At 71.8% G+C, this 24,151-nt stretch carries 22 protein-coding genes and 3 pseudogenes; 2 read left to right on the top strand and 23 right to left on the bottom strand.

Annotation, left to right across the window (positions count from 1 at the left end):
- Window positions 1-104 precede the first annotated feature (104 nt).
- The 23 genes and pseudogenes from E2C04_RS07040 to mraZ all read right to left on the bottom strand — a co-directional run bounded on the left by E2C04_RS07040 (window position 105) and on the right by mraZ (window position 21,478).
- Window positions 105-575 carry a GNAT family N-acetyltransferase gene (locus E2C04_RS07040; protein WP_135832078.1) on the bottom strand — a complete coding sequence of 157 codons (471 nt, stop codon included), beginning with the start codon at window positions 573-575 and terminating at the stop codon, window positions 105-107.
- Between the two features lie 15 nt (window positions 576-590).
- Window positions 591-1,529 (bottom strand): annotated as a pseudogene (locus E2C04_RS07035) (RluA family pseudouridine synthase).
- Window positions 1,526-2,152 carry a signal peptidase II gene (lspA, locus tag E2C04_RS07030; RefSeq protein WP_135832077.1) on the bottom strand — a complete coding sequence of 209 codons (627 nt, stop codon included), beginning with the start codon at window positions 2,150-2,152 and terminating at the stop codon, window positions 1,526-1,528. Before lspA ends, E2C04_RS07035 begins: the two are co-directional and overlap by 4 nt.
- Entirely contained in the window at window positions 2,106-2,558 is a 453-nt protein-coding gene (locus tag E2C04_RS07025; RefSeq protein WP_135832076.1) for a TraR/DksA family transcriptional regulator, read from the bottom strand. The genes lspA and E2C04_RS07025 overlap by 47 nt, the downstream gene beginning before the upstream one ends.
- A 202-nt stretch (window positions 2,559-2,760) precedes the next feature.
- Window positions 2,761-3,528, bottom strand: a complete 768-nt coding sequence (locus E2C04_RS20775; protein ID WP_135832075.1) for a DivIVA domain-containing protein — start codon at window positions 3,526-3,528, stop codon at window positions 2,761-2,763.
- Window positions 3,529-3,701: 173 nt separating this feature from the next.
- Window positions 3,702-3,995, bottom strand: coding sequence for a YggT family protein (locus E2C04_RS07015; protein ID WP_135832074.1), 294 nt, complete (start codon window positions 3,993-3,995; stop codon window positions 3,702-3,704).
- Window positions 3,996-3,997: 2 nt separating this feature from the next.
- A complete protein-coding gene (locus E2C04_RS07010) occupies window positions 3,998-4,480 on the bottom strand; it encodes a cell division protein SepF (RefSeq protein WP_135832073.1) in 483 nt (160 codons plus the stop codon).
- Window positions 4,481-4,538: 58 nt separating this feature from the next.
- Window positions 4,539-5,240, bottom strand: coding sequence for a YggS family pyridoxal phosphate-dependent enzyme (locus E2C04_RS07005; RefSeq protein ID WP_135832072.1), 702 nt, complete (start codon window positions 5,238-5,240; stop codon window positions 4,539-4,541).
- Entirely contained in the window at window positions 5,237-5,953 is a 717-nt protein-coding gene (locus E2C04_RS07000) for a purine nucleoside phosphorylase YfiH/LACC1 family protein (RefSeq protein ID WP_229721501.1), read from the bottom strand. Before E2C04_RS07000 ends, E2C04_RS07005 begins: the two co-directional genes overlap by 4 nt.
- The gene (gene ftsZ / locus E2C04_RS06995; RefSeq protein WP_135832071.1) at window positions 5,950-7,203 is read right to left on the bottom strand and encodes a cell division protein FtsZ; all 1,254 of its coding nucleotides are present in this window, start codon (window positions 7,201-7,203) and stop codon (window positions 5,950-5,952) included. Before ftsZ ends, E2C04_RS07000 begins: the two co-directional genes overlap by 4 nt.
- Before the next feature lie 231 nt (window positions 7,204-7,434).
- Entirely contained in the window at window positions 7,435-8,211 is a 777-nt protein-coding gene (locus E2C04_RS06990) for a cell division protein FtsQ/DivIB (protein ID WP_135832070.1), read from the bottom strand.
- A 7-nt stretch (window positions 8,212-8,218) separates the two neighbouring features.
- Window positions 8,219-9,656 (bottom strand): annotated as a pseudogene (murC, locus tag E2C04_RS06985) (UDP-N-acetylmuramate--L-alanine ligase).
- Window positions 9,653-10,723, bottom strand: a complete 1,071-nt coding sequence (gene murG, locus E2C04_RS06980) for an undecaprenyldiphospho-muramoylpentapeptide beta-N-acetylglucosaminyltransferase (RefSeq protein WP_135832069.1) — start codon at window positions 10,721-10,723, stop codon at window positions 9,653-9,655. The pseudogene murC and the gene murG overlap by 4 nt, the downstream one beginning before the upstream one ends.
- A gap of 12 nt (window positions 10,724-10,735) precedes the next feature.
- On the bottom strand, window positions 10,736-11,983 hold the full coding sequence (gene ftsW, locus E2C04_RS06975; protein ID WP_135832068.1) for a putative lipid II flippase FtsW: 1,248 nt from the start codon (window positions 11,981-11,983) through the stop codon (window positions 10,736-10,738).
- A gap of 188 nt (window positions 11,984-12,171) precedes the next feature.
- Entirely contained in the window at window positions 12,172-13,200 is a 1,029-nt protein-coding gene (locus E2C04_RS06970; protein ID WP_135832067.1) for a Mur ligase family protein, read from the bottom strand.
- Window positions 13,197-14,270 carry a phospho-N-acetylmuramoyl-pentapeptide-transferase gene (mraY, locus tag E2C04_RS06965; RefSeq protein WP_135832066.1) on the bottom strand — a complete coding sequence of 358 codons (1,074 nt, stop codon included), beginning with the start codon at window positions 14,268-14,270 and terminating at the stop codon, window positions 13,197-13,199. The genes E2C04_RS06970 and mraY overlap by 4 nt, the downstream gene beginning before the upstream one ends.
- The gene (locus tag E2C04_RS06960; protein ID WP_229721527.1) at window positions 14,267-15,658 is read right to left on the bottom strand and encodes a UDP-N-acetylmuramoyl-tripeptide--D-alanyl-D-alanine ligase; all 1,392 of its coding nucleotides are present in this window, start codon (window positions 15,656-15,658) and stop codon (window positions 14,267-14,269) included. Before E2C04_RS06960 ends, mraY begins: the two co-directional genes overlap by 4 nt.
- 5 nt (window positions 15,659-15,663) lie before the next feature.
- Window positions 15,664-17,199, bottom strand: coding sequence for a UDP-N-acetylmuramoyl-L-alanyl-D-glutamate--2,6-diaminopimelate ligase (locus tag E2C04_RS06955; protein ID WP_135832064.1), 1,536 nt, complete (start codon window positions 17,197-17,199; stop codon window positions 15,664-15,666).
- 44 nt (window positions 17,200-17,243) lie between these two features.
- Window positions 17,244-19,013, bottom strand: a complete 1,770-nt coding sequence (locus E2C04_RS06950) for a peptidoglycan D,D-transpeptidase FtsI family protein (protein WP_229721500.1) — start codon at window positions 19,011-19,013, stop codon at window positions 17,244-17,246.
- 184 nt (window positions 19,014-19,197) lie between these two features.
- Window positions 19,198-19,329, bottom strand: coding sequence for a hypothetical protein (locus E2C04_RS20770; protein WP_275106566.1), 132 nt, complete (start codon window positions 19,327-19,329; stop codon window positions 19,198-19,200).
- 14 nt (window positions 19,330-19,343) lie between these two features.
- Complete coding sequence (gene ftsL, locus E2C04_RS22275) at window positions 19,344-19,559, bottom strand: cell division protein FtsL (RefSeq protein ID WP_170213493.1); 216 nt, start codon at window positions 19,557-19,559, stop codon at window positions 19,344-19,346.
- A gap of 131 nt (window positions 19,560-19,690) precedes the next feature.
- Window positions 19,691-20,655: pseudogene (gene rsmH, locus E2C04_RS06940) on the bottom strand (16S rRNA (cytosine(1402)-N(4))-methyltransferase RsmH).
- 394 nt (window positions 20,656-21,049) lie between these two features.
- Window positions 21,050-21,478, bottom strand: a complete 429-nt coding sequence (mraZ, locus tag E2C04_RS06935) for a division/cell wall cluster transcriptional repressor MraZ (protein ID WP_135832062.1) — start codon at window positions 21,476-21,478, stop codon at window positions 21,050-21,052.
- A gap of 495 nt (window positions 21,479-21,973) precedes the next feature.
- On the opposite strand from mraZ, the gene E2C04_RS06930 reads away from it, so the two are divergent.
- Both E2C04_RS06930 and E2C04_RS06925 read left to right on the top strand, forming a co-directional pair.
- Complete coding sequence (locus E2C04_RS06930) at window positions 21,974-22,912, top strand: AAA family ATPase (RefSeq protein WP_229721526.1); 939 nt, start codon at window positions 21,974-21,976, stop codon at window positions 22,910-22,912.
- Entirely contained in the window at window positions 22,905-24,149 is a 1,245-nt protein-coding gene (locus tag E2C04_RS06925) for a DUF58 domain-containing protein (protein ID WP_135832061.1), read from the top strand. The genes E2C04_RS06930 and E2C04_RS06925 overlap by 8 nt, the downstream gene beginning before the upstream one ends.
- Window positions 24,150-24,151 lie beyond the last annotated feature (2 nt).

Here is a 24,151-nt window from a genome sequence, read left to right as displayed (position 1 = left end):
GGGGTCGAGAGGGACGAGGGTCGAGCTCCGCGCACCGGCGGAGCTCGGAGATCCAAGACTAGGCGAGCGCGCCGACAGCTGGCACTCGACAGGGCCCTTCGGTCTCAGCCACCGGGTGACCCGGCCCACTCCAGGCGTACCTCGGCCTCCCCGGTCGGCGACTCGTGGGCCGCGACCTGCTCGACCTCCACCAGACCGCGGTCGGCGTAGAAGACGCGGGCAGGCCGGTTCGAGGCGAAGGCCCACAGGCCGAACCCGTCCGGCAACGCCGCCTTCACCAGGTCGAGCAGGGCGGTGCGCACCCTGTCCCGCGGCCCGGGGAGAGACGTACAGGTCGTCGAGCCAGCCCACCCGCCGGGCGTCGGGCGCACGAAGCGGACGTACGCCACCACAGCGGCGCCGGTGGCGAGCTCAGCCTCGGCGACCCACAGCTCGTCCTCGTCCGCCGAGGCCAGCCCCTCGCGTACGACGTCACGCCCGCCGGCGGCCGGCGGCATGGGCGCGGCGGCACGCGCCGCCAGGTGCACCTCGACCATCGCCGCCAGGTCGTCCCTCGTCGCGGGGCGGAGCGTCAACGGGCCGGGGTCGGGTCAGTGCGCGTCACGGATGACGTCGAGGGCGTGCGCCAGGTCGTCGGGGTAGGTCGACTCTACTCGACGTACTCAACCGGACTCGGGGTGCTCGAAGCCGAGCTTGACCGCGTGCAGCCACTGCCGCTCCAGCCCGACGCGTCGCGCCAGCGTGGGGTCGGCGCCGTAGGTGATGTCCCCCACGCACGGGGGCTTGAGGGCCGACATGTGCACCCGGATCTGGTGGGTGCGGCCGGTCTCCAGGTGGATCTCGAGCAGGCTGGCGAAGCGGTGCGCCTCCAGCGTCTCGTAGTGGGTGACGCTGTGGCGGCCGTCGGCCATCACCGCGAACTTGTAGTCGAACTTGGGGTGACGCCCGATCGGGGCGTCCACCGTGCCCTCCAGCGGGTCCGGGTGGCCCTGGACCAACGCGTGGTAGGTCTTGTCGACCGTGCGGTGGCGGAACGCGTTCTTGAGCACCGAGTAGGCACGCTCGGACTTGCAGATCACCATGACGCCGGAGGTGCCGACGTCCAGGCGCTGGACGATGCCCTGGCGCTCGGACGCGCCGGAGGTCGAGATCCGGAAGCCGGCGCCGGCGAGGTGACCGACCACGGTCGGGCCGGACCAGCCGGGGCTCGGGTGGACGGCGACGCCCACGGGCTTGTCGATCACGACGATGGCGTCGTCGTCGTGGATGATCTTGATGCCCTCGACCAGCTCGGGCACGACCGCCAGCGGGTCGCTCTCCACCGGGATCACGACCTCCAGCATCGCGCCGGGGTGGACCCGCTCGCTCTTCGAGACCTGCGCCCCGTCGAGGTGGACGAGGCCACCGGCGATGAGGTCGGCCGAGCGGGTGCGTGAGAGCCCGAACATGCGTGCCATCGCCGCGTCGACACGCTCCCCCGCCAACCCCTCGGGGATCAGCACGGTGCGGTGGTCGGCACGGTCGGTCATGGGTTCTCCTCGCTCGCGTCGGCGTCGTCGGACGCCTCGTCGGCACCGTCGGGGTCGTCGGGGGTGTCGTCATCGCCGTCGCGGCTCCCGTCGAGGGAGACGCCCCGCAGGCTCTGCAGGATGATCACGCCGGCCGCCACGTTGATGAGCACGTCGGCGACGTTGAAGACCGGGAAGTCCCCGAAGCTCAGGAAGTCGATCACGTGCCCGTGGAACGGCTCCGGCTCGCGGAACACCCGGTCGGTCAGGTTGCCCAGAACGCCGGCCAGCAACGCACCCAGGCCGACGGCCCAGACCTTGCTCGCCACCCGGCGGGAGAGGAACAGCACCGTGACGGCAGCCGCCGTCGACAGGCACGTGAACACGATCGTGAACTCGGCCCCGGTGCTGAACGCCGCGCCCGGGTTGAAGACCAGGCGCAGGGTGAACCAGTCACCGATCACGCCGATGATCCGGTCGTCGAGCGTCTCCAGCGCCCACGCCTTGGTCAGCTGGTCGACCAGGTATCCGATGACGGCGACCGTCGCGAACAGGGACCAGTGGGGGACGGAGAGACCCGTCGTGCTGTCGCTGGGGTCAGCGACGCTCCTCGCGCTGCTTGCATGACAGGCACAGTGTCGCACGCGGGAAGGCCATGACCCTCATCTTGCCGATGGGCTCACCGCACGACTCACAGACCCCGTAGGTGCCGGCCTCGATCCGGGCCAGCGCGCGGTCGATCTGCGCGAGCATCTCCCGCTCGTTGTTCATCAGGGTCAGCTCGTGGTCGCGCTCGAAGCTGGTCGCGCCGACGTCGGCCTGGTCGTGGCCGGCACCGTCTCCGGCGTCCTTCATGAGGCCCGTGAGCTCCCGCTCCTGGACGTCCATCATCTTCACCAGGCGGTCGCGGTGCTCGTGCAGGTCGACCAGCACCTCGTCGAGCTCCTCCGAGCTCCAGCTGGTCTCGCCGTCCTTGACGGCCAGGGCCGCCGCGGACTCCGCGGTGGGAACCTTCTTGGTGGTCACGCTCTTGCGGGTGGTCGGGACCATCGCGCACTCCCCCTTCGAACGATCCGGCGTGGCGAGGGCCACACGGGCTGCGACGCACGTTAGTGCGTCGGACCAAATCACTCAATCCTCGGTACGGCGTGGCGACCCCTCACCGGCCTGGACCGCGACACACCTCCGGGCACGACTCAGCGGCCGGCCCCCTACGGGACCGGCCGCTGCTTCAGAACCTTGTGGTGGAGCCTCAGCCCTCGTCGTCGCCCAGGATCGAGCGCAGGCGCTTGGGTGCCGGCGCCTCGCCCGTCGAGGGGTTCTCCAGGCTTGCGGTGCCCTCGAGCGCCTCGAGCTGCTGGGTGAAGTAGGTCTTCAGGCGCGAGCGGTACTCACGCTCGAACGAGCGCAGGGTCTCGACCTCACCGTTGAGCTTGTCGCGCTCGGTCTCGAGCGCACCGAACATCTGCGTACGACGCTCGGCGGTCTCGGCGTCGAGCATCTGGGCACGCTGACGGGCCTCGGCCTCGAGGCGGTCGGCCTTGCCCTTCGACTCGGACTCGAGGCGCTCGGCCTTGGTGCGGGCCTCGCCGACGATGCGGTCGGCCTCGTTCTTGGCGCTGTCGACGAGCTCGTCGGCGTTGCGCGTGGCGATCTCCAGCAGTCGCGCAGCGGCGTTGGAGGCCTCGGCGACGGTCTCGACGCGGAGGGTCTCCTGCGCCGGCGGCTGGGCGGCGACGACGGGCGCCACAGGCTCCGGGGCGTAGACCGGCTCGGGAGCGACGGGCTCCGGCTCCGGCTCCGGCTCGACGGCCTGGATCGCGTACGGCGTCGGGGTCGCGGGGGCCGCGTTCTGCGCCGCAGCGAGCTTGGCGCGCAGGTCGTCGTTCTCCTTGGTCAACCGAGCGAGCTCCGCCTCGACCTCGTCCAGGAACTGGTCGACCTCACCCATGTCGTAGCCCTCACGGAGCCGGACAGGAGTAAAGCGCTTGTTGCTCACGTCCTCAGGCGTCAGCGGCATGACCTCACCCAATCTCTTCATCGACAAACTTATGGTTCTGACTGTGGGAACAATAGCGCCAGTTCTCGACGCGTGGTGCAGCACCCATGTGGCTGGTGCGTCCAGATGGACGACTTGCGGGGGTTTCCGCCCGTCACGCCGCAGCGCGGCGTGCGGCATGAATCACAGTACGCTCACAGGGCGAAGACGCCACTGATGACGCTGAGCAGCAGCCAGCAGGCGATGAACACGAGCATGAAGCTCAGGTCCAGGCCGACCTGCCCGATGCGCACGATGGGCACCCAGCGGCGTACGAGCTTGATGGGCGGGTCCGTCGCGGTGTAGACGCCCTCGAGCGCCACCAGCAGGGGCCCCTTCGGGACCCACGACCTCGCGAAGACCTGGACCCAGTCGACCACCAGGCGGATGATCAGCAGGATCAGGAAGATCCAGACGATCGCGTACAGGACCGATCCGACAGCAGTCATTCTCAGCTCTGGTTGAAGAAGCCGCCTTCGACGAGGCGCTCCTTCTCCTCCGTCGAGACGGTGACGTTGGGCGGCGAGAGCAGGAACACCTTGTTGGTGATCCGCTCGATGCTGCCACGGGTGGCGAAGACCAGGCCGGCCGCGAAGTCGACCAGGCGCTTGGCGTCGGCATCGTCCATGTCCGAGAGGTTCATGATGACCGGGACACCCTCTCGGAAGTTCTCACCGACCGTACGAGCCTCGTTGTAGGTACGCGGGTGGAGCGTCGTGATCCTGCTCAATTCAGTCACCGTCGTCGGGGTCGGGACCGGCGCCGGACGGCGGCGCTCGGCCAGGTCGGAGACCGGGGCGGGGCGGCGGTCCTCCACCGGGCCAGCCATGGTCGTCTCGGTGTCCGCGGCGCCGTCGTCCGCGTAGTCGTCGTACCGACCGGTGTCCTCGAGCAGGCCGAGGTACTCGCCGATCCTGCGCATCGCGCCGCTCATGAGCCATTCCTCCGGTACATCGTGTCGCCCGCGATGGGCGACCCATTGAATTTTGACATTACAAGATCACTGGCCTCGGACCGAGGATCGCCGAGCCGACGCGTACGTGTGTCGCGCCGTGGGCGATCGCCTGCTCGAGGTCACCACTCATCCCGGCGGAGAGCACGCGTGCCTCCGGGTGCCGGGTGAGGACGTCCTGGCACACCTCGGCCAGACGGGCGAAGGCGGCGTCAGGGTCCGCCCCCAGCGGCGCCACCGCCATGAGCCCTGCCAGCCGCAGGTGCTCGGCGTCGGCCACCGCGTCGGCCAGGGCAGCCAGGTCGGCGACCGGCGCACCGGACCGGTGGGCGGCGCCGGGTGGGTCGAGGCTCACCTGGAGGAGCACCTCGACCGGCTCCGGTCGGCCGGCCGCACCACGGGAGAGCGGCGCCACCAGCTTGGTCCGGTCGACGGACTCCACCACGTGGGCGTAGGCGCCCACCGCAGCGGCCTTGTTGCTCTGCAGGCCACCGATGAAGTGCCAGCGCAGGCCGAGGTCGGCGCACTCGTGCGCCTTGGCCTCCGCCTCCTGGTGCCGGTTCTCCCCCACGTCGGTGACGCCGAGCTCGGCGAGCAGGCGTACGTCGCTGGCCGGGAAGTACTTGGTGACCACGACCAGGCTGACCTCGTCGGGCGCCCGGTCGACCGCCCGGCAGGCCCGGGCGATCCGCTCGCGCACCGTGGCCAGTCCGGCCCGCAGCTCGTCGACGCGCGCCGTCATGGCGCCACCCACACGAGCCCGGCCAGGCGACCCGCCTCGGCGCCACCGCGACGGTGCGACCACAGCGACTCGTCCTCGTACGTGCACCCGCCGACGGTCTCGTGGACGACGCCGAGCGCGTCGAGCTGCGCGCGAACGCCTGCCCCGAGGTCGAGGGAGGGAGTGCCCCACGAGGTCTGGGACCTCGTCGCCGGCGCCACCTCGGCGACCTCGTCACGCATCGCCGCGGGCACCTCGTAGCAGGCGCCGCAGACGTGGGGGCCGATCCAGGCACGGATCTCCCCCGGGTCCGTGACCGCCTCGGCGCGCATGACCTCGACGGCGGCCGGCACCGCACCGCGTACGACGCCCTCCCGCCCCGCGTGCACCGCGGCCACCAGGCCCGCGGCAGGGGCGGCCAGGACGACGGGCACGCAGTCGGCGGCTCGCGTCATGAGCGCGAGCCCCGGCGTGGCGGTAACCAGGACGTCGGCCGTGGGCACGTCGTCGCCGTGGGAGACGACGGCGACGTCACGACCGTGCACCTGGCTCATCCGGACGACCGGCACCCCGACCGCGTCGGCCACGCGGTCGAGCGCGTCGGCCAGACGGTCGGGGTCGCGCCCGGGCCCTTCGGCGAAGTCGACGGACGCGTCGGTGAAGGCGACCTCCACCGTCGTCGAGGTCGACTCCACCGTCCACGTCCTCCGTGCGGAGAACAAGGTGGGGCTCACTTCAGGAAGTCGGGGACGTCCAGGTCGTCGTCGTCGAACTCGACCTTGCGCTGGACGCGGGGACGCTCGGCGGGCGGAGGCGTCTGGCTGGCCGGGGCGGGCTGCGCCGGGGCCGCCGGACGCGAGGCGGGCGCCTGGGTGGACTGACCTCCCTGGTTGCCCTGGTTGCCCTGGTTGCCCTGGTTGCCCTGGTGGGACTGGTTGCCCTGGTGGGACTGGGCGATCTGCTGCGCGGCCTGACGGGTCTCCGCCTGCGACTGCACCGGGCGATTGAGGCCCGAGGCGTTCTCGCGGCGCTTCGGCATGCCGCCGTCGAAGCCGGCCGCGATGACCGTCACGCGCACCTCGTCACCGAGGGCGTCGTCGATGGTGGCACCGAAGATGATGTTGGCCTCCTCGTGCGCTGCCTCGGAGACGAGCGCCGCGGCCTCGTTGATCTCGAAGAGACCGAGGTCCGAGCCACCGGCGATGGAGAGCAGGACGCCGTGGGCACCCTCGATGGAGGCCTCGAGCAGCGGGCTGGAGACGGCCATCTCGGCCGCGGCGACGGCGCGGTCCTCGCCACGGGCGGAGCCGATGCCCATGAGGGCGGAGCCGGCGTTGGCCATGACGGACTTCACGTCCGCGAAGTCAAGGTTGATCAGGCCCGGGGTGGTGATCAGGTCGGTGATGCCCGAGACACCCTGCAGGAGGACCTGGTCAGCCTGCTTGAAGGCGTCGAGGATCGAGACGTTGCGGTCGCTGATCGACAGCAGCCGGTCGTTGGGGATGACGATGAGGGTGTCGACCTCCTCGCGCAGGCGGCTGATGCCCTCCTCCGCGGAGTTGGCGCGACGGCGACCCTCGAAGGCGAACGGGCGGGTGACCACACCGATCGTCAGGGCGCCCAGCGAGCGGGCGATGCGAGCCACGACGGGCGCGCCACCGGTACCGGTGCCACCGCCCTCACCAGCGGTCACGAAGACCATGTCGGCGCCCTTGAGCACCTCCTCGATCTCGTCCGCGTGGTCCTCGGCGGCCTTGGCGCCCACCTCGGGCTGCGCCCCGGCGCCGAGACCACGGGTGAGCTCACGGCCGATGTCGAGCTTCACGTCGGCGTCACTCATCAGCAACGCCTGCGCGTCGGTGTTGATGGCGATGAACTCGACGCCCTTGAGGCCGACCTCGATCATGCGGTTGACGGCGTTGACGCCGCCTCCGCCGATGCCGACGACCTTGATGATCGCCAGGTAGTTCTGGGCTGCTGCCACGGTCCACGCCCTTCTGTTCGGGTCCGGTCCTGCCACCGGTACCCAGGTGTCTCTTCTGCTTCGGAAAGTCGGTCAGGGGCTGACGCTTCCCCTCGGCCCGCGGAACCCTAACCGTGAGCCTGAGGGTTATAGTTATGTCAACCTCGTGTTGATGACGACAGTAGGCAGCCGTGCGCGCCGTCATCGACGGGACACGCCGCGTGTCGCGAGAAAAGCAAAGGAATGCGCGCGTCAGTTCTTGACGACGGGCTGCCCCGGCACACTGACGTCGTACGACCTCGCGTCCTGGGCCTCCAGCAGGGCGGCGAGCACGGCCGCCTTGTCCTCGGAGAACTCCCCGCTCCCCCACAGCACGGTGCGGTCACCACGCAGCACCAGCGAGATGTGGTCGATCGTCTCCACGTCGACCCGGCGCACGACCTTGGCCAGGTCGGCCGGCATGGCCGAGAGCACGGTCGCCGCCTCCTGGAGCACCTCGCGGTCGACCGAGCCGACGACCCGGACGCGGGGCAGGCCCTTGGGAGCCTTGGCGTAGTCGCGGAAGACGACGCCGTCGGCATCCATGCCGCGCACGCGCCCACCGATCTCGACCACGGCCACCGAGCGCCGTTCGGTCACGACGACCCTGACGCCACGGGGCCAGGTGCGCTCGACCCGGGCCTCGGCCACCGGCGCCAGGGACTCGACCCGGCTCTCGATGCCGACCAGGTCGAGCCGGGCCAGGGGGCGACCCATCGGGACGTCGGCGGCACGGCGCACCTCGGCCGAGGTGAGGTGGTCGGTCCCGGAGACGGTCACCTCCTCGACCGACAGGACGTCGGAGAACCAGACCAGCCAGACACCGACGCCGGCCAGGACTGCGACCAGCAGGAGCGCCAGGAGCGGACGCCACACGCCCCAGCGCCGCGCCCACTGGCGCCGGGCGAAGCGTCGCCGCATCCGCTCCTCGGCGCGTGGGTCGAGCCCCTCGGCCCGACTGTCGGGCGGTGCCTGCGTCCCGGACTCCATGGCTCGCTCAGGCCTCGCCCAGCAGGTCCAGGACCCGGGGGCCGAGCTGGGTCACGGTGCCGGCGCCCAGGGTGAGCACCAGGTCGCCGGGACGGGCGCGGCGTACGAGCTCGGCGGGCACGGCGTCGAAGTCGGGGACGTAGGCCACGCGCTCCTTCCCCAGCCCGCAGGCGTCGGCGACCAGGGCCCCGGTGACCTCAGGGTCGGCGTCCTCACGCGCGAGGTACACGTCGAGGACGACCACCTCGTCGGCGGCCTCGAGGGCGCGGCCCATCTCGGCGCCGAAGATGCGCGTGCGGGAGACGAGGTGCGGCTGGAAGGCGACGACCACGCGCCCCTCCCCGCCACCGCGCGGGCAGCCTGGAGGTCGCCGGCGATCTCGACGGGGTGGTGGGCGTAGGAGTCGTAGACCCGTACGCCAGCGGCCTCGCCCTTGCGCTCCATGCGGCGGCGGGTGCCGGTGAAGCCGACCAGGCCGCGGGCGAGGTCGTCGAAGCCGTGGCCCACCTGGAGGCCGGCGGCCAGCGCGGCTGCGGCGTCGAGCAGGTAGTGACGACCGGGGATCTGCAGCTCCAGGCGTCCCAGCGCCCCGTCCCGCCCGGCCAGCTCGGCGAGCGGCCCGGAGACGGTGACGGTCGCCGAGGAACGGTTGCCGACGAACTCGAGGTCGCCCAGGCGCAGGTCGGCCGAGGTGGACTCGCCCACCCGGAGCACGGTGATGCCGCGGCCCTCGGCGGTCTCGGCCAGGGCAGCCGCGCCCGGGTCGTCGACCACGACGACCAGGAAGCCGCCCGGCTCGATGCGGGTGAGGAAGGAGTCGAAGGCGGCCCGGTAGGCCTCCTCGGTGCCGAAGTGGTCGAGGTGGTCGGCCTCGACGTTGGTGACGACCGCGCCGAACGGCCGGTAGACCAGGAAGGCGCCGTCGGACTCGTCGGCCTCGGCGACGAAGAGGTCGCCGGCCCCGTCGTGGGCGTTGGTGCCGGTCGCGGCGAAGTCACCGCCCACCGCGTACGTCGGGTCGGCCCCCGCGGCTTGCAGGGCGGAGGTGAGCAGCGAGGTGGTGGTGGTCTTGCCGTGCGTGCCGGCAACGGCGAGCGTGCGCTTGCCGGCCATCACCGACGCCAGGCCGGCCGAGCGCGGCCAGAGCCGGGCACCGGCGGCCAGGGCGGCGACCACCTCGGGGTTGTCCTCGCGCACCGCAGTGGAGACGACGACGGTGTCCGCCCCCGCGACCTGCTCGGCGGCGTGGCCGACGTGGACGGTCGCCCCCATCCCACGCAGCGCGGACAGGGTGGGCGAGTCGTTGCCGTCGCTGCCGGAGACGGTGACGCCGCGCTCGAGCATGATGCGGGCGATGGCGGAGAGGCCCGCCCCACCGATGCCGACGAAGTGGACACGGCCGAGCTCCTCGCCGGGAGGATCTGGTCGGGGACCGGGACCTTCATCGGGCGGCCTCCAGGATCATGCGCGCCAGCTTCTCGTCGGCGTCGAGCGGGATGACGTCGGAGGCTGCTGCCCCCATCCGGGCCAGGCGGTCGGCGTCCGTGAGCAGCGCGGGCAGCTCCGCCCGCACCCACTCAGGCGTCAGGTCACCGTCGGCGACCAGCAGCCCGCCACCGGCGTCGACGACCGGACGGGCGTTCAGCGCCTGCTCGCCGTTGCCGATGGGCAGCGGCACGTAGACGGCCGGCAGGCCCACGCCGGAGACCTCGGTGACGGTGTTGGAGCCGGCGCGGCAGAGCACGGCGTCGGCGGCCGCGTAGGCCAGGTCCATCCGGTCGACGTAGTGCTGGACGACGTAGGGCACCGAGGAGCTCGGCACCTCGACCGTCTGCTGCGGACCGACCACGTGGAGCACCTGGACGCCTGCGGCGGCGAAGGCGTCCGCGGCTCCGGAGACCGAGGCGTTGATCCGGGCGGCCCCCTGCGAGCCGCCGGTGACCAGGAGGGTCGGGCGGTCGGGGTCGAGGCCGAAGGTGGCGCGGGCCTCGGCGCGCAGCGCGGCGCGGTCCAGCGTCGAGATCATCCGTCGGACCGGCAGGCCCAGGTAGGTGGCGTGCGGAATCTCGGTGCTCGGGAACGAGGTGGCGACGTGGGTGGTCAGGCGGGCACCCAGCTTGTTGGCGATGCCGGCCAGGGCGTTGCCCTCGTGGACCACGATCGGGAGCTTGCGGCTGCGGGCGGCCAGGTAGGCCGGCACCGAGACGTAGCCGCCGAAGCCGACCACCACGTCGGGTCGGACCCGGTCGACGACCTCGAGCGCGGCACGGTGGGCGGCGAGCAGCTTGCCCGGCACCTGGAGCAGCGCCTTGCCGGGCTTGCGCGGGAGCGGGACCTTGGGCACGAGCTCGAGCGGGAGGCCGGCCGCCGGGACGAGGCGTGCCTCCAGGCCCTGGCTGGTGCCGAGGCAGGTGATCACCGTCTCCGGTGCGAGCCGACGCAGGGCGTCGGCCGTGGCGAGCAGGGGCGAGGTGTGCCCGGCGGTTCCACCGCCGGCGAGAAGGACATGCATGGTGGTCCCAGCCTAGGAGGTGACCGACGACGTCGACGGCGCTGACACCCCGGAGGTGCGGGTACGACGCGCCTCGAGCAGCTCGGCTGCCTCGGGCTCGCGGCGGGCGAAGCCGACCAGCAGGCCCAGGGCGACCAACGAGGGCACGAGCGCGGAGCCGCCGTAGGAGATCAGCGGGAGCGGGATGCCGATGACGGGCAGCACGGCCAGCACCATGCCGACGTTGATGATCATCTGACCAAGCAGCCATGCCACCACGCCGAACGAGGCGTAGCGCACGAAGGGTTCCTCGGTCTGCAGCGCGAGCCGGACACCGGCGAAGGCGATCACGCCGAAGAGCGCGACCACCAGGACCGTGCCGACCAGGCCGAGCTCCTCGCCCAGGACGGCGAAGATGAAGTCGGTGTGCGCCTCGGGGAGGTCGCCCCACTTCTGGGTGGAGTCACCGATCCCGTTGCCGAGCCACCCCCCGCTCGCGAGGGCGAAGAGTCCGTGGGAGGGCTGCCAGCCGTTGTCGTGGTAGTGCTGCGGGTCGACGAAGCTGGTCAGGCGCTCCTTGCGCTCCAGGCTCGTCGAGGCCGCCAGAAACGCCAGCGCGACCAGCCCGGTGAAGCCGAAGACGAAGTAACGCCAGTCGAGGCCCACCACCCACAGCAGGGCCATCAGGATGCCGCCGAAGACCAGTGCGGTGCCGAGGTCGTGGCCCAGCACGACCAGTCCGGTGACGAGCCCGATGCCCGGGACGACCGGGATCAGCAGGTGCGAGGTCTGGTGGAGCAGGTGTTCCTTCTTCGCGAACATGTGGGCGGCCCAGATCACCAGCGCGAACTTGGCGACCTCCGAGGGCTGCATGGTGACCGGACCCAGTGCCAGCCAGTTGGTGTTGCCGTTGACCTCGACGCCCAGCCCCGGGATCCGCACGAGGGCCAGCAGCGCGACGGCAAGGAAGAAGCCCAGCCAGGCCACCTTGCGCACCAGCGCCACCGGCACCCGGGTGGCGCCCCACGCCAGCGGCAGGGCGATCACCACCCACATCAGCTGACGCTTCACGATCGAGTAGGAGTCGCCGCTGGTGCGGTAGGCGAAGACGCTCGAGGAGCTGGTCACCATGATCAGGCCGATGACGAGCAGCAGTGACGACGCGCCCAGCAGCAGGTAGTACGAGCTCAGCGGGTGGTCGAGGGCGGCACGCACCCGCGCCGTCACCGACTCACGCACACGCAGGCCGGAGGCGTCACCCTCCTGGCTGACCGTGGCCATGCGTGCTCCGTTTCCGTGGGGTGCTGCGAACGTGACCACCAGTCTCGTCAACGGACGCCCGGATCACGGGACACCCGCGCCGCGTGTCGCGACGTGGGCGACCGGCGTACGTCGTGGAGGGACGAGCGGTCGCACCATGGACGGGCAGCAGCGTGGTCGGTGCGGGTGGTCGGCGCGGGCGGTCGGCGTCAGTCGCCGAGACGCGGCCGGAAGCCCCGCAGCCCGTCGCGCACCGCCACCTGGCTGACGCCGTGGGCCCTGGCGAGGGTCGCAGCGGCCAGGGCGGCGGAGACGAACTCGGGCTCGGTGGAGGCGAGGTCGCCCACCGTGAAGAGCTCTGCGGCGCTGGTGTCGCGCTGCGGGATGAAGGCGCGGTCGGCCACGATCTCCTCGACCAGCCCGACCATGCCCACCGACGGCATCCCGTAGGTGAAGCCGATGGCGCGGGCCCCCTCCTGCACGTCGGCCTCCTCGACCATCCGCCGGGTGCGCTCGTCGGCGACGTTGTAGACGCAGGCCTTCTGGACGTGGTGGTAGACCTTCGCGGTGTCCGCGAGCCACGCCTCGTACGACGGGTGCCAGCGGGGGTAGTCGACCTCGGTCTGCGGCCCCATGCCCAGCACGGCGGCCGACTCGGCCTGCATCGAGTACGTGTGGTGCAGCTGCTGGCTGGAGACGTCGACGGCGATGACGTCGTAGGGCTCGGGGTCCATGACGACCTCGACCAGCGAGAGCCCCACGTCACCGGCTGCGACGGAGCGCAGCCCCTCGGCCCGCAGGATCGCGTCGAGCATCCGGACGGTGGTGCCACGCCCCGAGGCGCCGGTGACGACGAGCCACGGGACGTCGTGGTCGGGGTGGCGCAGGCGCCAGGCCAGCTCGACCTCACCCCAGACCGGGATGCCGCGCTCGTGGGCCTGCAGGACCAGGCTCGAGTCCGGCCGCCAGCCGGGCGAGACCACCAGCAGGTCGACGTCGGCGGGCAGCAGGTCGGTGACGCCCTCCCCCAGGCGCACGTCGGCCCCCAGCACCCCGAGCAGCTCGGCCTTCTCCTCGAGCTCGGGGTCACGTCGCTCGTCGAGCGCCACGACCTCCGCACCGAGGTGGGTGAGGTTGTCGGTGGAGGCGAAGCCGGCCACGCTGAATCCGGCGACGACCGCGCGGACGCCCTCCCACGAGTCCTTGCTCGTCAGGGCGTCGAGGTCGGGACGGCTCATCCGATGCCCGCCACCCATTCGGCGTAGAAGATGCCGATGCCACCGGCGACGAAGAGGCCGGCGATGATCCAGAAGCGGATGACGACCGTGACCTGCTCCCACCCGAGCATCTCGAAGTGGTGGTGCAGGGGTGCCATCCGGAAGATGCGCTTGCCCTTGGTGGCCTTGAACCAGCCGACCTGCAGCATCACCGAGAGGGTCTCGAGGACGAAGAGGCCACCGATGATGACCAGCAGCAGCTCGGTCCGGGTGAGGATGGCCAGGCCGGCGAGTGCGCCACCCAGGGCCAGCGAGCCGGTGTCGCCCATGAAGATCTGGGCCGGCGAGGCGTTCCACCACAGGAAGCCGAAGGTGGCTCCCATGATGGCGGCGGAGACCACCGCCAGGTCGAGCGGATCTCGTACCTCGTAGCAGGACGCCGACGGCGAGAGGGCGCAGGACTGGTTGTACTGCCAGACGTTGACCAGGACGAAGGCGCCGAAGACCAGGGTGGTCGCGCCGGCGGCCAGGCCGTCGAGCCCGTCGGTCAGGTTCACCGCGTTGCTGAAGCCGGTCACCATGAACCAGATGAAGATGACCAGCAGGATGGTCGGCACTTCCCAGCGGTCGAAGTCACGCAGGAAGGAGATGTGCTGCGAGGCGGGCATCTGGCCGCGGTCGTCCTCGAGCATCGGCGAGAGCGCCAGGACGCCGAAGGCGACGGCGACGACCGTCTGGCCGATCATCTTGGCCTTGCTGCGCAGGCCGAGGCTGCGCTGCTTGACGATCTTGATGAAGTCGTCGAGGAAGCCGACCGTGCCGAGGCCGACGAAGAGGAAGAGCAGGAGCCAGGCCGAGGCCGAGGGCGCCGTGCCGGTGACCAGCTTGGCGACGAAGTAGGCGAGCACCGAGGCACCGATGATGACGATGCCTCCCATGGTGGGAGTGCCGCGCTTGGTGTGGTGCGACGTCGGGCCGTCCTCGCGGATCTCCTGTCCGTACCCGCGTCGCGACAGCATCGTGATCGCCACTCGGGTGCCGAGCAACGACAGGATGAGGGCGAGTCCGCCTGCGAACAGGATGGCTCTCATCGGGCAGCAGTTCCTTCCAGGATTCCTTCGACGATGTGCTCGAGAGCCGCACCGCGTGATGCCTTGACCAGTACCGCGTCGGCGGCCGTCACATTCTCCCGCACCCGAGCCAGTGCCTCGTCCCGGCTCGCCGTGATGATTGCCTCACCTCTCCAGGCGGGATCGGCGGCGGCGCCCGCCGCGATCGCCTCGGCCTCGGGCCCGACGGTGACCAGGAGGTCGATCCCGACCTCGGCCACGACCGTGCCCACGCGACGGTGCCCCACCTCGGAGCCGTCGCCCAGCTCACGCATCTCGCCGAGCACGGCGATGCTGCGGCCACCCCGCGCGCGACCCAGGTGGGCCAGGGTGCGCACGGCGGCGGACATCGACTCGGGGTTGGCGTTGTAGGCGTCGTTGACGACCAGCAGCCCGTCCGCACGCACGTGCGGCTCCATCCGCCACCGCGACACCTCGCCGGTCCCGGAGAGGCGCTCGGCGACGTCGTCCAGGCGTACGCCGACGGCCAGGGCCATGGCGGCGGCCGCGGCCGCGTTCTCGACCTGGTGCATCCCGATCTGGCGCAGGTGCACGGGCGCCCAGCGTCCGTCGTGGCCCAGCTCGAACCGGGCCCGTCCCGACTCGTCGAGGTCGAGGCCACGCCAGGCGACCCCCGCCAGCTCGGCGTCGACGCCGAAGCTGGTGACGGTGGCGCGGGTGCGTACGCCCATCGCCGAGGTCAGCGGGTCGCCGCCGTTGAGCACCGCGGTGCCGTCCGCCGGCAGCGCCTCGAGGATCTCGCCCTTCGCGACGGCGATCATCTCGCGGCTGCCGAACTCGCCCACGTGGGCGGTGCCGATGTTGAGGACCGCCGCCACCCGGGGCGGGGCGATCTCGCAGAGGGTGGCGATGTGGCCGACCCCGCGGGCCCCCATCTCGACCACCAGGAAGCGGGTGTCGGCGTCGGCGCGCAGGACGGTGAGCGGGACACCGAGCTCGTTGTTGTTGTTGCCGGCGGTGGCGACGGTCGGGCCCTCCGGCGCGAGCACCGCGGCCAGGAAGTCCTTCGTGCCGGTCTTGCCCTGCGACCCGGTCATCGCGAGCACGGTGACGTCGGGCAGGCGGTCCAGCACGTGGCGGGCCAGGAGTCCCAGCGCGGCGACGGGGTCGTCGACGAGCACGGCGGGCGCGCCACAGGGATGGCTGCCCAGCACGCCGGCGGCCCCCGAGGCCACGGCACCCGCGGCGTAGTCGTGACCGTCGACCCGCTCCCCCACCACGGCGACGAAGAGTCCGCCCTCGGGCACGGCGCGGCTGTCCACGGAGGCAGGTGCGGTGACCAGGACGTCGCCGGCCCCGTCACCGTCGAGCACCCCACCCACGACGTCCGCGACCTCCGCCAGGGTCATGGGGATCACAGGAGCGCCAACTCCTCGCGCGCCACCTCACGGTCGTCGAAGGGCGTCACGACGCCGTCGACCTCCTGGCCGGACTCGTGCCCCTTGCCGGCGACCAGGACGATGTCGCCGGAGCGCGCCAGCCGCAGCGCCGTGCGGATCGCCTCGCGCCGGTCGCCGATCTCCAGGACCTCGGCGTGCGGGTCCCGCGCGCCCTCGAGCACGGCGGCGCGGATGGCGGCCGGGTCCTCGGAGCGGGGGTTGTCGTCGGTGACGACGAAGACGTCGGCCAGCCGGCCCGCGATCTCGCCCATCAGCGGGCGCTTGCCGCGGTCCCGGTCACCCCCGGCGCCGAGGACCACGACCAGGCGGCCGTCGGTGAGGGGGCGCAGGGTCCGCAGGGTCGCCTCGACCGCGTCGGGCTTGTGCGCGTAGTCGACCACCACGGAGAAGTCCTGCCCAGCGTCGACGCGCTCCAACCGTCCCGGGACGCCGGGGCCGCCCGCGATCCCGCCGGCGACGGTGGCGGCGTCGAAGCCCGCCATGGCGCACATGGCGGTCGCCGCCAGGGCGTTGGCGACGTTGAAGTCGCCGGGCAGCGGCACCGAGGTCGCCAGCTCCAGCCCGTCGGGGCCGTGCAGGACGAAGGTCGAGCCGTCGGGGCCGCAGACCACGTCGGTGGCGCGCCAGTCGGCGTCGGCGCCACGGGCCGAGAAGGTGGTCACCTCGAGCTCGGTCTCGCCGGCGAGGCGGCGGCCGTGCTCGTCGTCGACGTTGACCAGCGCCCGACGCGCTCGCTCGGCGGTGAAGAGCGAGGCCTTGGCGGTGTAGTACTCCTCGACGTCCTCGTGGAAGTCGAGGTGATCACGCCCGAGGTTGAGGAAGGTCGCGACGTCGAAGACGACCCCGTCGACGCGGCCCAGGACCAGCGCGTGGCTGGAGACCTCGATGGCGCACGCCTCGACCTCCAGCTCGCGCATCCGCGCGAAGAGCGCCTGGAGGTCCGGCGCCTCGGGCGTGGTCAGCGAGGTGGCGACGTCCACCCCGGCCACGCGGGTGCCGACGGTGCCGACGACGGCGGCCACGGTGCCGGTACGCCGCAGGGCGCCCTCGGCGAGCTGGGTGACGGTGGTCTTGCCCTGGGTGCCGGTGACGCCGAGCATCCGCATCGAGGCGGCGGGCTGGCGGTGCAGGCGCGCGGCGAGGGCGCCCAGGAACCGGCGCGGCCCCTCGACCACGACGGCGTGGGTGTCGGGCGGCAGCAGCACTGCCCCCGTGGGGTCGGTGAGGACGGCGACGGCACCGGCGGCGAGCGCCTCGGGGGCGTACGTCGCTCCGTGCGTACGCAAACCCGGCAGGGCTGCGAAGAGGTCACCGGGCTCGACGCGGCCGGTGCTCAGCGTGAGGCCCGTGACCTCCACGTCGCCGGCCCCCTGGACCAGGACGTGGGCGGAGTGGCCGGCCACCTCCCGCAGCCACTGCGCCACCTCGGAGAGGGTCGCGTGGGGCGGGGTCAGCGGCCTGGCCGCGGACGACTTCTGCTCTGAACCCATCTTCGAGAGGCTATCGCGGCTCGGCTCGGCAGGGTCGACCCGGCTCACCACTCCACCGGGGTGCGGCTGGGCTTGCTGCCGGTCGGCGGGACGCCGTAGTGGGAGAGCGCACGGGCCATGATCTTGGAGAAGGCGGGGCCACCGACCGAGCCGCCGCCACCGTCGACGGCGGGAGCGTGGATGACGACGTAGACGGTGAAGCGCGGGTCGTCGGCGGGCGCAAAGCCACCGAAGGAGAGCGAGAACGAGCCGTCGTAGCCACCGTTCTCGCCGACGCGCTGCGCGGTACCGGTCTTGCCGGCGACCCGGTAGCCGGGCACCTGGGCGCGCGGCGCGACGCCGACCTCGTCGTCGACCACGCGCTCCATCATCAGCATGGTCTCGTGGGCGGCCTTCTCACTGACCACGCGCGTGCGGGTGGCGTGGTCGCTGCCGACCTCGACGCCCTCGTCGGTGGTCGCCGAGCCCGCGACCAGGCTCGGGGAGACCCGGACACCGCCGTTGGCGATGGTGTTGACCGCTGCGGTCATCTGGACCGCGTTGACGGAGAGCGACTGGCCGAAGGCGATGCGGTCCTTGTTCTGTGCCGTCATCTGCTCCGGCGACGGGAGCAGGCCACGGGCCTCGCCCCGGACCCCGACGTCGGTGGGAAGGCCCAGTCCGAAGCCGGAGAGGTAGCGGTGCAGCGTCCGCTTGTCGAGCTGGTCGGCGGCCAGGACGGTGCCGATGTTGGACGACTGGGCGATCACGCCGGCCATCGTCATCCGCAGCACGCCGTGGGTGAACCAGTCGTTGATCGGGCGGTCCTGGCGCCGCAGCTGCGCGGGCACCTTGATCCGGGTGCGGGCGGTCACCTTGCCGGCGTCGACCAGGGCGGCCGCGGTGAGGACCTTCTGCACCGAGCCGGGCTCGAACACGTCGTTGAAGGCGCGCGAGCCGAGGTCGTCCTCGTCGCTCTCGAGCGGCTTGTTGGCGTTGAAGGTCGGGGCGTCGGCGACGGCCAGCAGCTCGCCGGTGCGCGAGTCCATGACGACCGCGACGCCGGACTTGGCGCGGTAGTCCTCGACCGCCTGGGCGATCACCTTCTGGCTGTACCACTGCAGGTCGCGGTCGATCGTGGTGCGCAGGTCGTCACCGTCGACGGGGGCGACGGTGGAGTTCTCGGCCAGTGGCACCCGGTAGCCGAAGCCCTGGGTGTAGCGGCTCTCACCGTCCTTGCCCGACAGGTGCGCGTCGAAGCTGCGCTCGAAGCCGGCGAGCGGCTCGTCGGTGCCCATGAAGCCCACGAGGTTGGCGGCGACATCACCGGCCGGGTAGTCGCGGATCGGCTCGTCCTCGGTGCTGATCCCCTTGAGCTTGGCCTTGGCCAGCTTGTCGAGCAGCTCGCGGGCGTCGGCGGCCGGCACGCGACGGGCGATGTACTGGAAGCGGCTGTTTTCCTTGCGGAGCTTCTCGAGCGTCTCGAAGTAGTCGAGGTCGAGCTCGTTGGAGAGCAGCGTGGCCAGCTCGGGCGCCTTGGAGGCGGTGCGGAACGGGTCGGCGATGATCATCCGGCCGTTGACCGAGCCCGCGAGCGCCACGCCGTTGCGGTCGAGGATGTCACCGCGCGCCGCGGGCAGCGTCATCTCGACGACGTCCTTGGCGTCCGCCATGTCGGCGTACGACTTGGGGTCCAGCCCCTGGAGCTGGAGCAGGCGGGCAGCGAAGAAGGAGAGCACCACCGCGATCAGCAGCAGGCCGATCCGCAGTCGCAGGACCGGCGAACCGCGTCGCCCCGTGGGGCGGGACTCGTCCGGGCGGCTGGTGGTCGGCAACTCTGCTCCGTTCCCCTGTGGTGGTCCTGGTGGTGGTCCTGGTGGTGGTCCCTGCTGGTGGCGGTCGGTCTGCGCCCGCCGGCGGTCCGTCCATTGAACCTGCCGCGGGCGTCGCTGCGCGGCAGGCAGCGACGTGTGTCGGAGGGCGTGGATCACGCCTCGACCGACGGCGACGTCGCGCCGGTCACTCCCCCGCAGGCTTGGCCGGGACCTCGATCACGGTGATCTCGGGCTGGAGGTCGGCCGGCATGGCCGGCGGCCGGGGCGTGATCCGAATCCGGTCCTCCGGGGTGGCGGGGCGCGGCGTGCCGACCACGGTGCCGTCCAGCTTCAGGAAGGGGGGGCCGGCGGAATCACCATGCCCATCGACTCGGCCTCACGGGCGATCCGCTGGGGGTCGCGGAGGTCGTCGAGCTCCATGCGCAGCGTCTCCTCGCGGTCGGCCAGCGCAGCGGCCTTGTCAGCCAGCCGGGTCTCGGCGAACGAGGCCTGCTGGAGCGAGGTGTTGAAGAGCAGCAGCCCGACGACGCCGGCCAGGGCGACCACGCTGACCAGGACGATGAACGGCACCCGCGGCGCCCGTCCCCGGCTGACCGGGACGACGGTGAGACGGGCCTTCTCGACCGCGGCTCCGCCAAGGGTGGAGACGCGCGAGCGCAGCTGCACTGCTGGACTGCTCATCGGGTGCTCCTCTGGTCAGGAAGGACTCGTTCCACGGCCCGCAGGCGGACCGAGGCTGCTCGGGGTTGTGCTCGATCTCGGTCTCGTCGGCCTGCTCGGCGCCACGGATCACGAGCTTCATGCGGGGCGCGGCCCCCTCGGGGACGAAGGGGAGGTCGGGCGGCACGTCGAGGGTGGTGACCTCGACGAAGGCTTTCTTGACCATCCGGTCCTCCAGCGAGTGGTAGGACTCCACGACCACGCGGCCTCCGACGCCGATCACCGACAGCGCGGCGGGCAGCGCCCGGCGGAGCACGCCCAGCTCGTCGTTGACCTCCATGCGCAGGGCCTGGAAGGTGCGCTTGCCCGGGTGGCCACCGGTCCGCCGGGCGGGGGCGGGGATCTCGGCGTACAGCAGCTCGACCAGTCGGCCGGAGCGGGTCCACGGCTCCTTCTCCCGCTCGCGGACGATGGCCCGGGCGATCTTGGAGGCGAACTTCTCCTCGCCGTAGTCGCGCAGCACCCGGGTCAGCTCACCCACCGAGTAGGTGTTCATCACGTCGGCGGCCGTCACGCCCGTCGAGTCGTTCATCCGCATGTCAAGCGGGGCGTCCTCGGCGTAGGCGAAGCCCCGCTCGCGCTCGTCGAGCTGCATCGAGGAGACACCCAGGTCGAAGAAGACCGCGTCGACGTGGTCGAGGCCCGCCTCGGCCACGACCTCGGCGATCTGGTCGTACGTCGCGTGCGCCGCGGTGAAGCGGTCGCCGAACGGTGCGAGCCGCTCGCTGGCGAGCGCGATCGCCCGCGGGTCACGGTCGATGCCGATGACCCGGCACTCGGGGAACGCCTCCAGGACCGCCTCGGTGTGGCCACCGAGGCCCAAGGTGCAGTCCACCAGGACCGCACCGGGAGTCTGCAGCGCCGGCTCGAGCAGCGCGACGACCCGCTCGAGGAGCACCGGGACGTGGCGGGAGTTGGCCATGCCCTACTCGCCCAGCACCAGCAGGAGCAGGAAGACGAGCGAGCAGGCGCCCGACGCCGCGGCCGTGAAGACCATCAGGGCGAGCACGTCGCGGGCCTGGTCGCGCACCCGGAGGGGCTGAGCTCCTCCAGCGACGCCTGACTGCGTGCCGTTCATGTCCTGCCCCCCGTTCCGTGCTCGTGATGACCGATGTGCCGTCGACGACCCGTCGACGGTTGCCCCGCCCCTGGGGGCGAGTCGGGCGGCGTGTCGGTCAGGTCCCTGCCCGCTCTCGAGATGGGAAGACCTTCTGGTGCCGGGGAAGTGACCCCAGACGGTTCGCGAGAGCGGGCGCGAGACCTGGCCCCACGCCGCCGTTGTTGAGTTGTGTGTCGACCTCGGTCGCCCGAGGTGGTCAGGCGCCCGGGAAGACCTCGTCGCTGAGGTCGGAGAACACCTGTTCCTGCTGTTCGCTGTACTCGGCCCAGGAGGTCGGGTCCCAGATCTCGATGCGGTTCATCGAGCCGATGACGACCACGTCCCTGTCGAGTGACGCGTACTGGCGGAGCACGGGAGGGATCGAGATGCGTCCCTGCTTGTCCGGGACCTCCTGACTGGCCGCCGCGAACAGCATGCGGACGTAGTCACGAGTCCCCTTGACGGTCATCGGCGCCTGCTGAAGACGCTCGGTGAGCCGTGCGAAGTCCTCGAGCGACCAGATCGTGAGGCAGCGCTCCTGCCCCCTGGTCACGACGAGACCTTCCGCCAATTCCTCTCTGAACTTTGCCGGGAGAAAGAGCCGACCCTTGTCGTCGAGCTTGGGCGTGTAGGTGCCGAAGAACATCCGACGCCTCCCCCGCACTCATCCCTTCCACCACTTTCCACCACAGTACCCCACGTTCCTCCACGATCAACCATTGTTTGGGTGTTTTCTCCCCGCGGGCGTGTCGACGGGCGCGTCGCGGCGCGACCCGCCATCGGGCGGCTGTGCGCGCCCCCTTCCTCGCGCCGGGAGGAAAGGGGCAGGTCAGAGCAGGTTCGACGCCCCTCCACGCGGGAAACGCAGGGCGCGCAGGGGTCCCGGTGGAGCGTCGGTGGAGCGTCGGTGGAGGACGACGCGCAGTGGTGGAGCGTGGTGGAGGGCCGCGGAGCGGTGGCCGGCGGGAGGGCGCAGATCTGCCCCACTTCCGTGTCGAGGCTTGATCACCGGCCGTCTACGGTTGACGATGCACACCCAGCGACCGCACCGTGACGCACGTCAGCCACGACGAGGCCTCCCGGAGCACGAGGAGTTCGAGCGAGCGTGACCATGCCCAACCCCGCCGGCGACCTGGCGGTCCTGCGACAGGTCACCGACCGCCTGCGTGCCAGCGTCGAGACGGTCATCTCCGGCAAGACCGAGGTGGTGGACACCGCACTGGTCGTCCTGCTCGCCGAGGGACACCTGCTCATCGAGGACGTGCCCGGCGTCGGCAAGACGATGCTCAGCAAGGCCCTGGCACGCAGCATCGACGGCACCGTGCGACGCATCCAGTTCACCCCCGACCTGCTCCCCTCGGACGTCACGGGCGTCTCGATCTGGAACCGCAACTCGGGTGAGTTCGAGTTCCGGCCCGGCGGCGTCTTCGCCAACGTCGTGGTGGGCGACGAGATCAACCGCGCCTCCCCCAAGACCCAGTCCGCCCTGCTCGAGTGCATGGAGGAGCGCCAGGTCACCGTCGACAACGTCACGTGGCCGCTGGAGGCGCCGTTCATGGTGGTGGCCACCCAGAACCCCGTCGAGATGGAGGGCACCTACGCCCTCCCGGAGGCCCAGCGCGACCGCTTCATGGCCAAGGTGTCCATGGGCTACCCCGTGGAGGAGGCCGAGCTGGCGATGCTGCAGGAGCACACCTCCCGCAACCCGCTCGACAGCCTCGAGCCGGTGACCGACGTGACCGAGATCCGCAAGCTGATCGCCACCGTCAGCCAGGTGCACGTCTCCCCCGCCGTCCAGCGGTACGCGGTGGCACTGGCCACCGCGACCCGCACCGCCCCCGAGCTGCTGCTCGGCGCCTCCCCGCGCGCGACGCTGCAGCTCGTGCGGGCGGCCAAGGCCGCCGCGGCCATGGCCGGGCGCGACTACGTCCTGCCCGACGACGTCCACCGGCTGGCCCGGACGGTGCTCGCCCACCGTCTGCTGCCGAGCCTCGAGGCGACGCGCACCGGGCGCAGCGTGACGGCCGTCCTCGACGTCCTGCTCGACCAGGTCCGCGTCCCGAGCGACCCCGGTGCGTGACGCACTCGCCTCCCTGACGACCCGCGGCCGGACCTTCCTGGCGGCGGGCACGACCACCGTGGTCTGCGGCCTCGTCCTGGGCCAGTGGGTGATGACGCAGCTGGGGCTGGTCGCCGTGCTGCTGCCCCTGGGCGCGGCCTTCTTCCTCAGCCGCTCGCAGCACCACCTCACGCTGCAGCGGACCGTCACCCCGCGGCTCGTGGTCGCCGGCCAGTCGGCCACCGTGCAGCTGCGGCTGGCCAACGACGGCAAGGTCCCGTCGGGCACGCTCCTGCTCGAGGAGGTCGTCCCGTACGCCCTGGGCCAGCGCCCCCGCTTCGTGCTGGAGGGCGTCGGCCGCGGCTGGAGCCGCGACCTCGCCTACCCGGTCCGCTCGGAGGTGCGCGGGCGGCACGTGGTGGGCCCGATGACCGTCCGGGTCACCGATCCCTTCGGGATGGTCGAGATGGGCCGCACCTTCCACAGCACCACCGACCTGGTCGCCACGCCGCGCACGGTCGCCCTCACCAGCGGTGACCCTGCCCAGGCGTGGGCGGGGTCGGGCCACAGCCGGCCGCGCTCCTTCTCGGTGGGGCACGCCGAGGACGTGACGGTGCGGGAGTACCAGCAGGGCGACGACGTACGCCGCGTTCACTGGCCCTCGTCGGCGCGCACCGACGAGCTCATGGTGCGGCGTGAGGAGCAGCCCTGGCAGGCCCGCACCGTCGTCGTGCTCGACACCCGCACCCGGGCGCACCGCGGCCGTGGCTCCGCCTCCTCGTTCGAGACCGCCGTCAGCGCAGCCGCCTCGTTGGCCGTGCACCTGGCCGAGCAGGGTCACGAGGTGCAGGTGGCCACGGCCACCGGCCTGCTGCCGGTCACCGTCGTCGCGGCCACCTCCTCGGCCCACGGGCACGAGGTCACCGACATCCTGGAGGCGCTGGCGGTGGTCGACGTGGACAGCATCGAGTCGCTCGACGTCTCGTGGCTGATGTCGGTGCCCACCGGCACGCAGGTCGCCGCGGTGCTCGGCGCGCTCGACACGACCGACCACTACGCGCTGGCCCGCCTTGAGCGGCACAGCCGCTCGCCGCGGGCCCTGGTCCTGGACGTGGACGCGTGGACGTCGACGCGACGGGCCTCCGGGGCCTCCGCGGCCGAGACCACCCTGGCCGGGCTCTCCGCCTCGGGCTGGCGCGCCGCACTGCTCGGGCCGGGCGACGACCTGGACACCGTGTGGAAGCAGGTCGCGCGATGACG

The sequence above is a fragment of the Nocardioides daphniae genome (genome assembly GCF_004777465.1).
In the GTDB taxonomy this organism is placed as follows: Bacteria; Actinomycetota; Actinomycetes; order Propionibacteriales; family Nocardioidaceae; genus Nocardioides; species Nocardioides daphniae.
The sequence above is the reverse complement of the archived record's forward strand: the minus strand, read 5'-3'. Positions and strand labels throughout refer to the sequence as shown.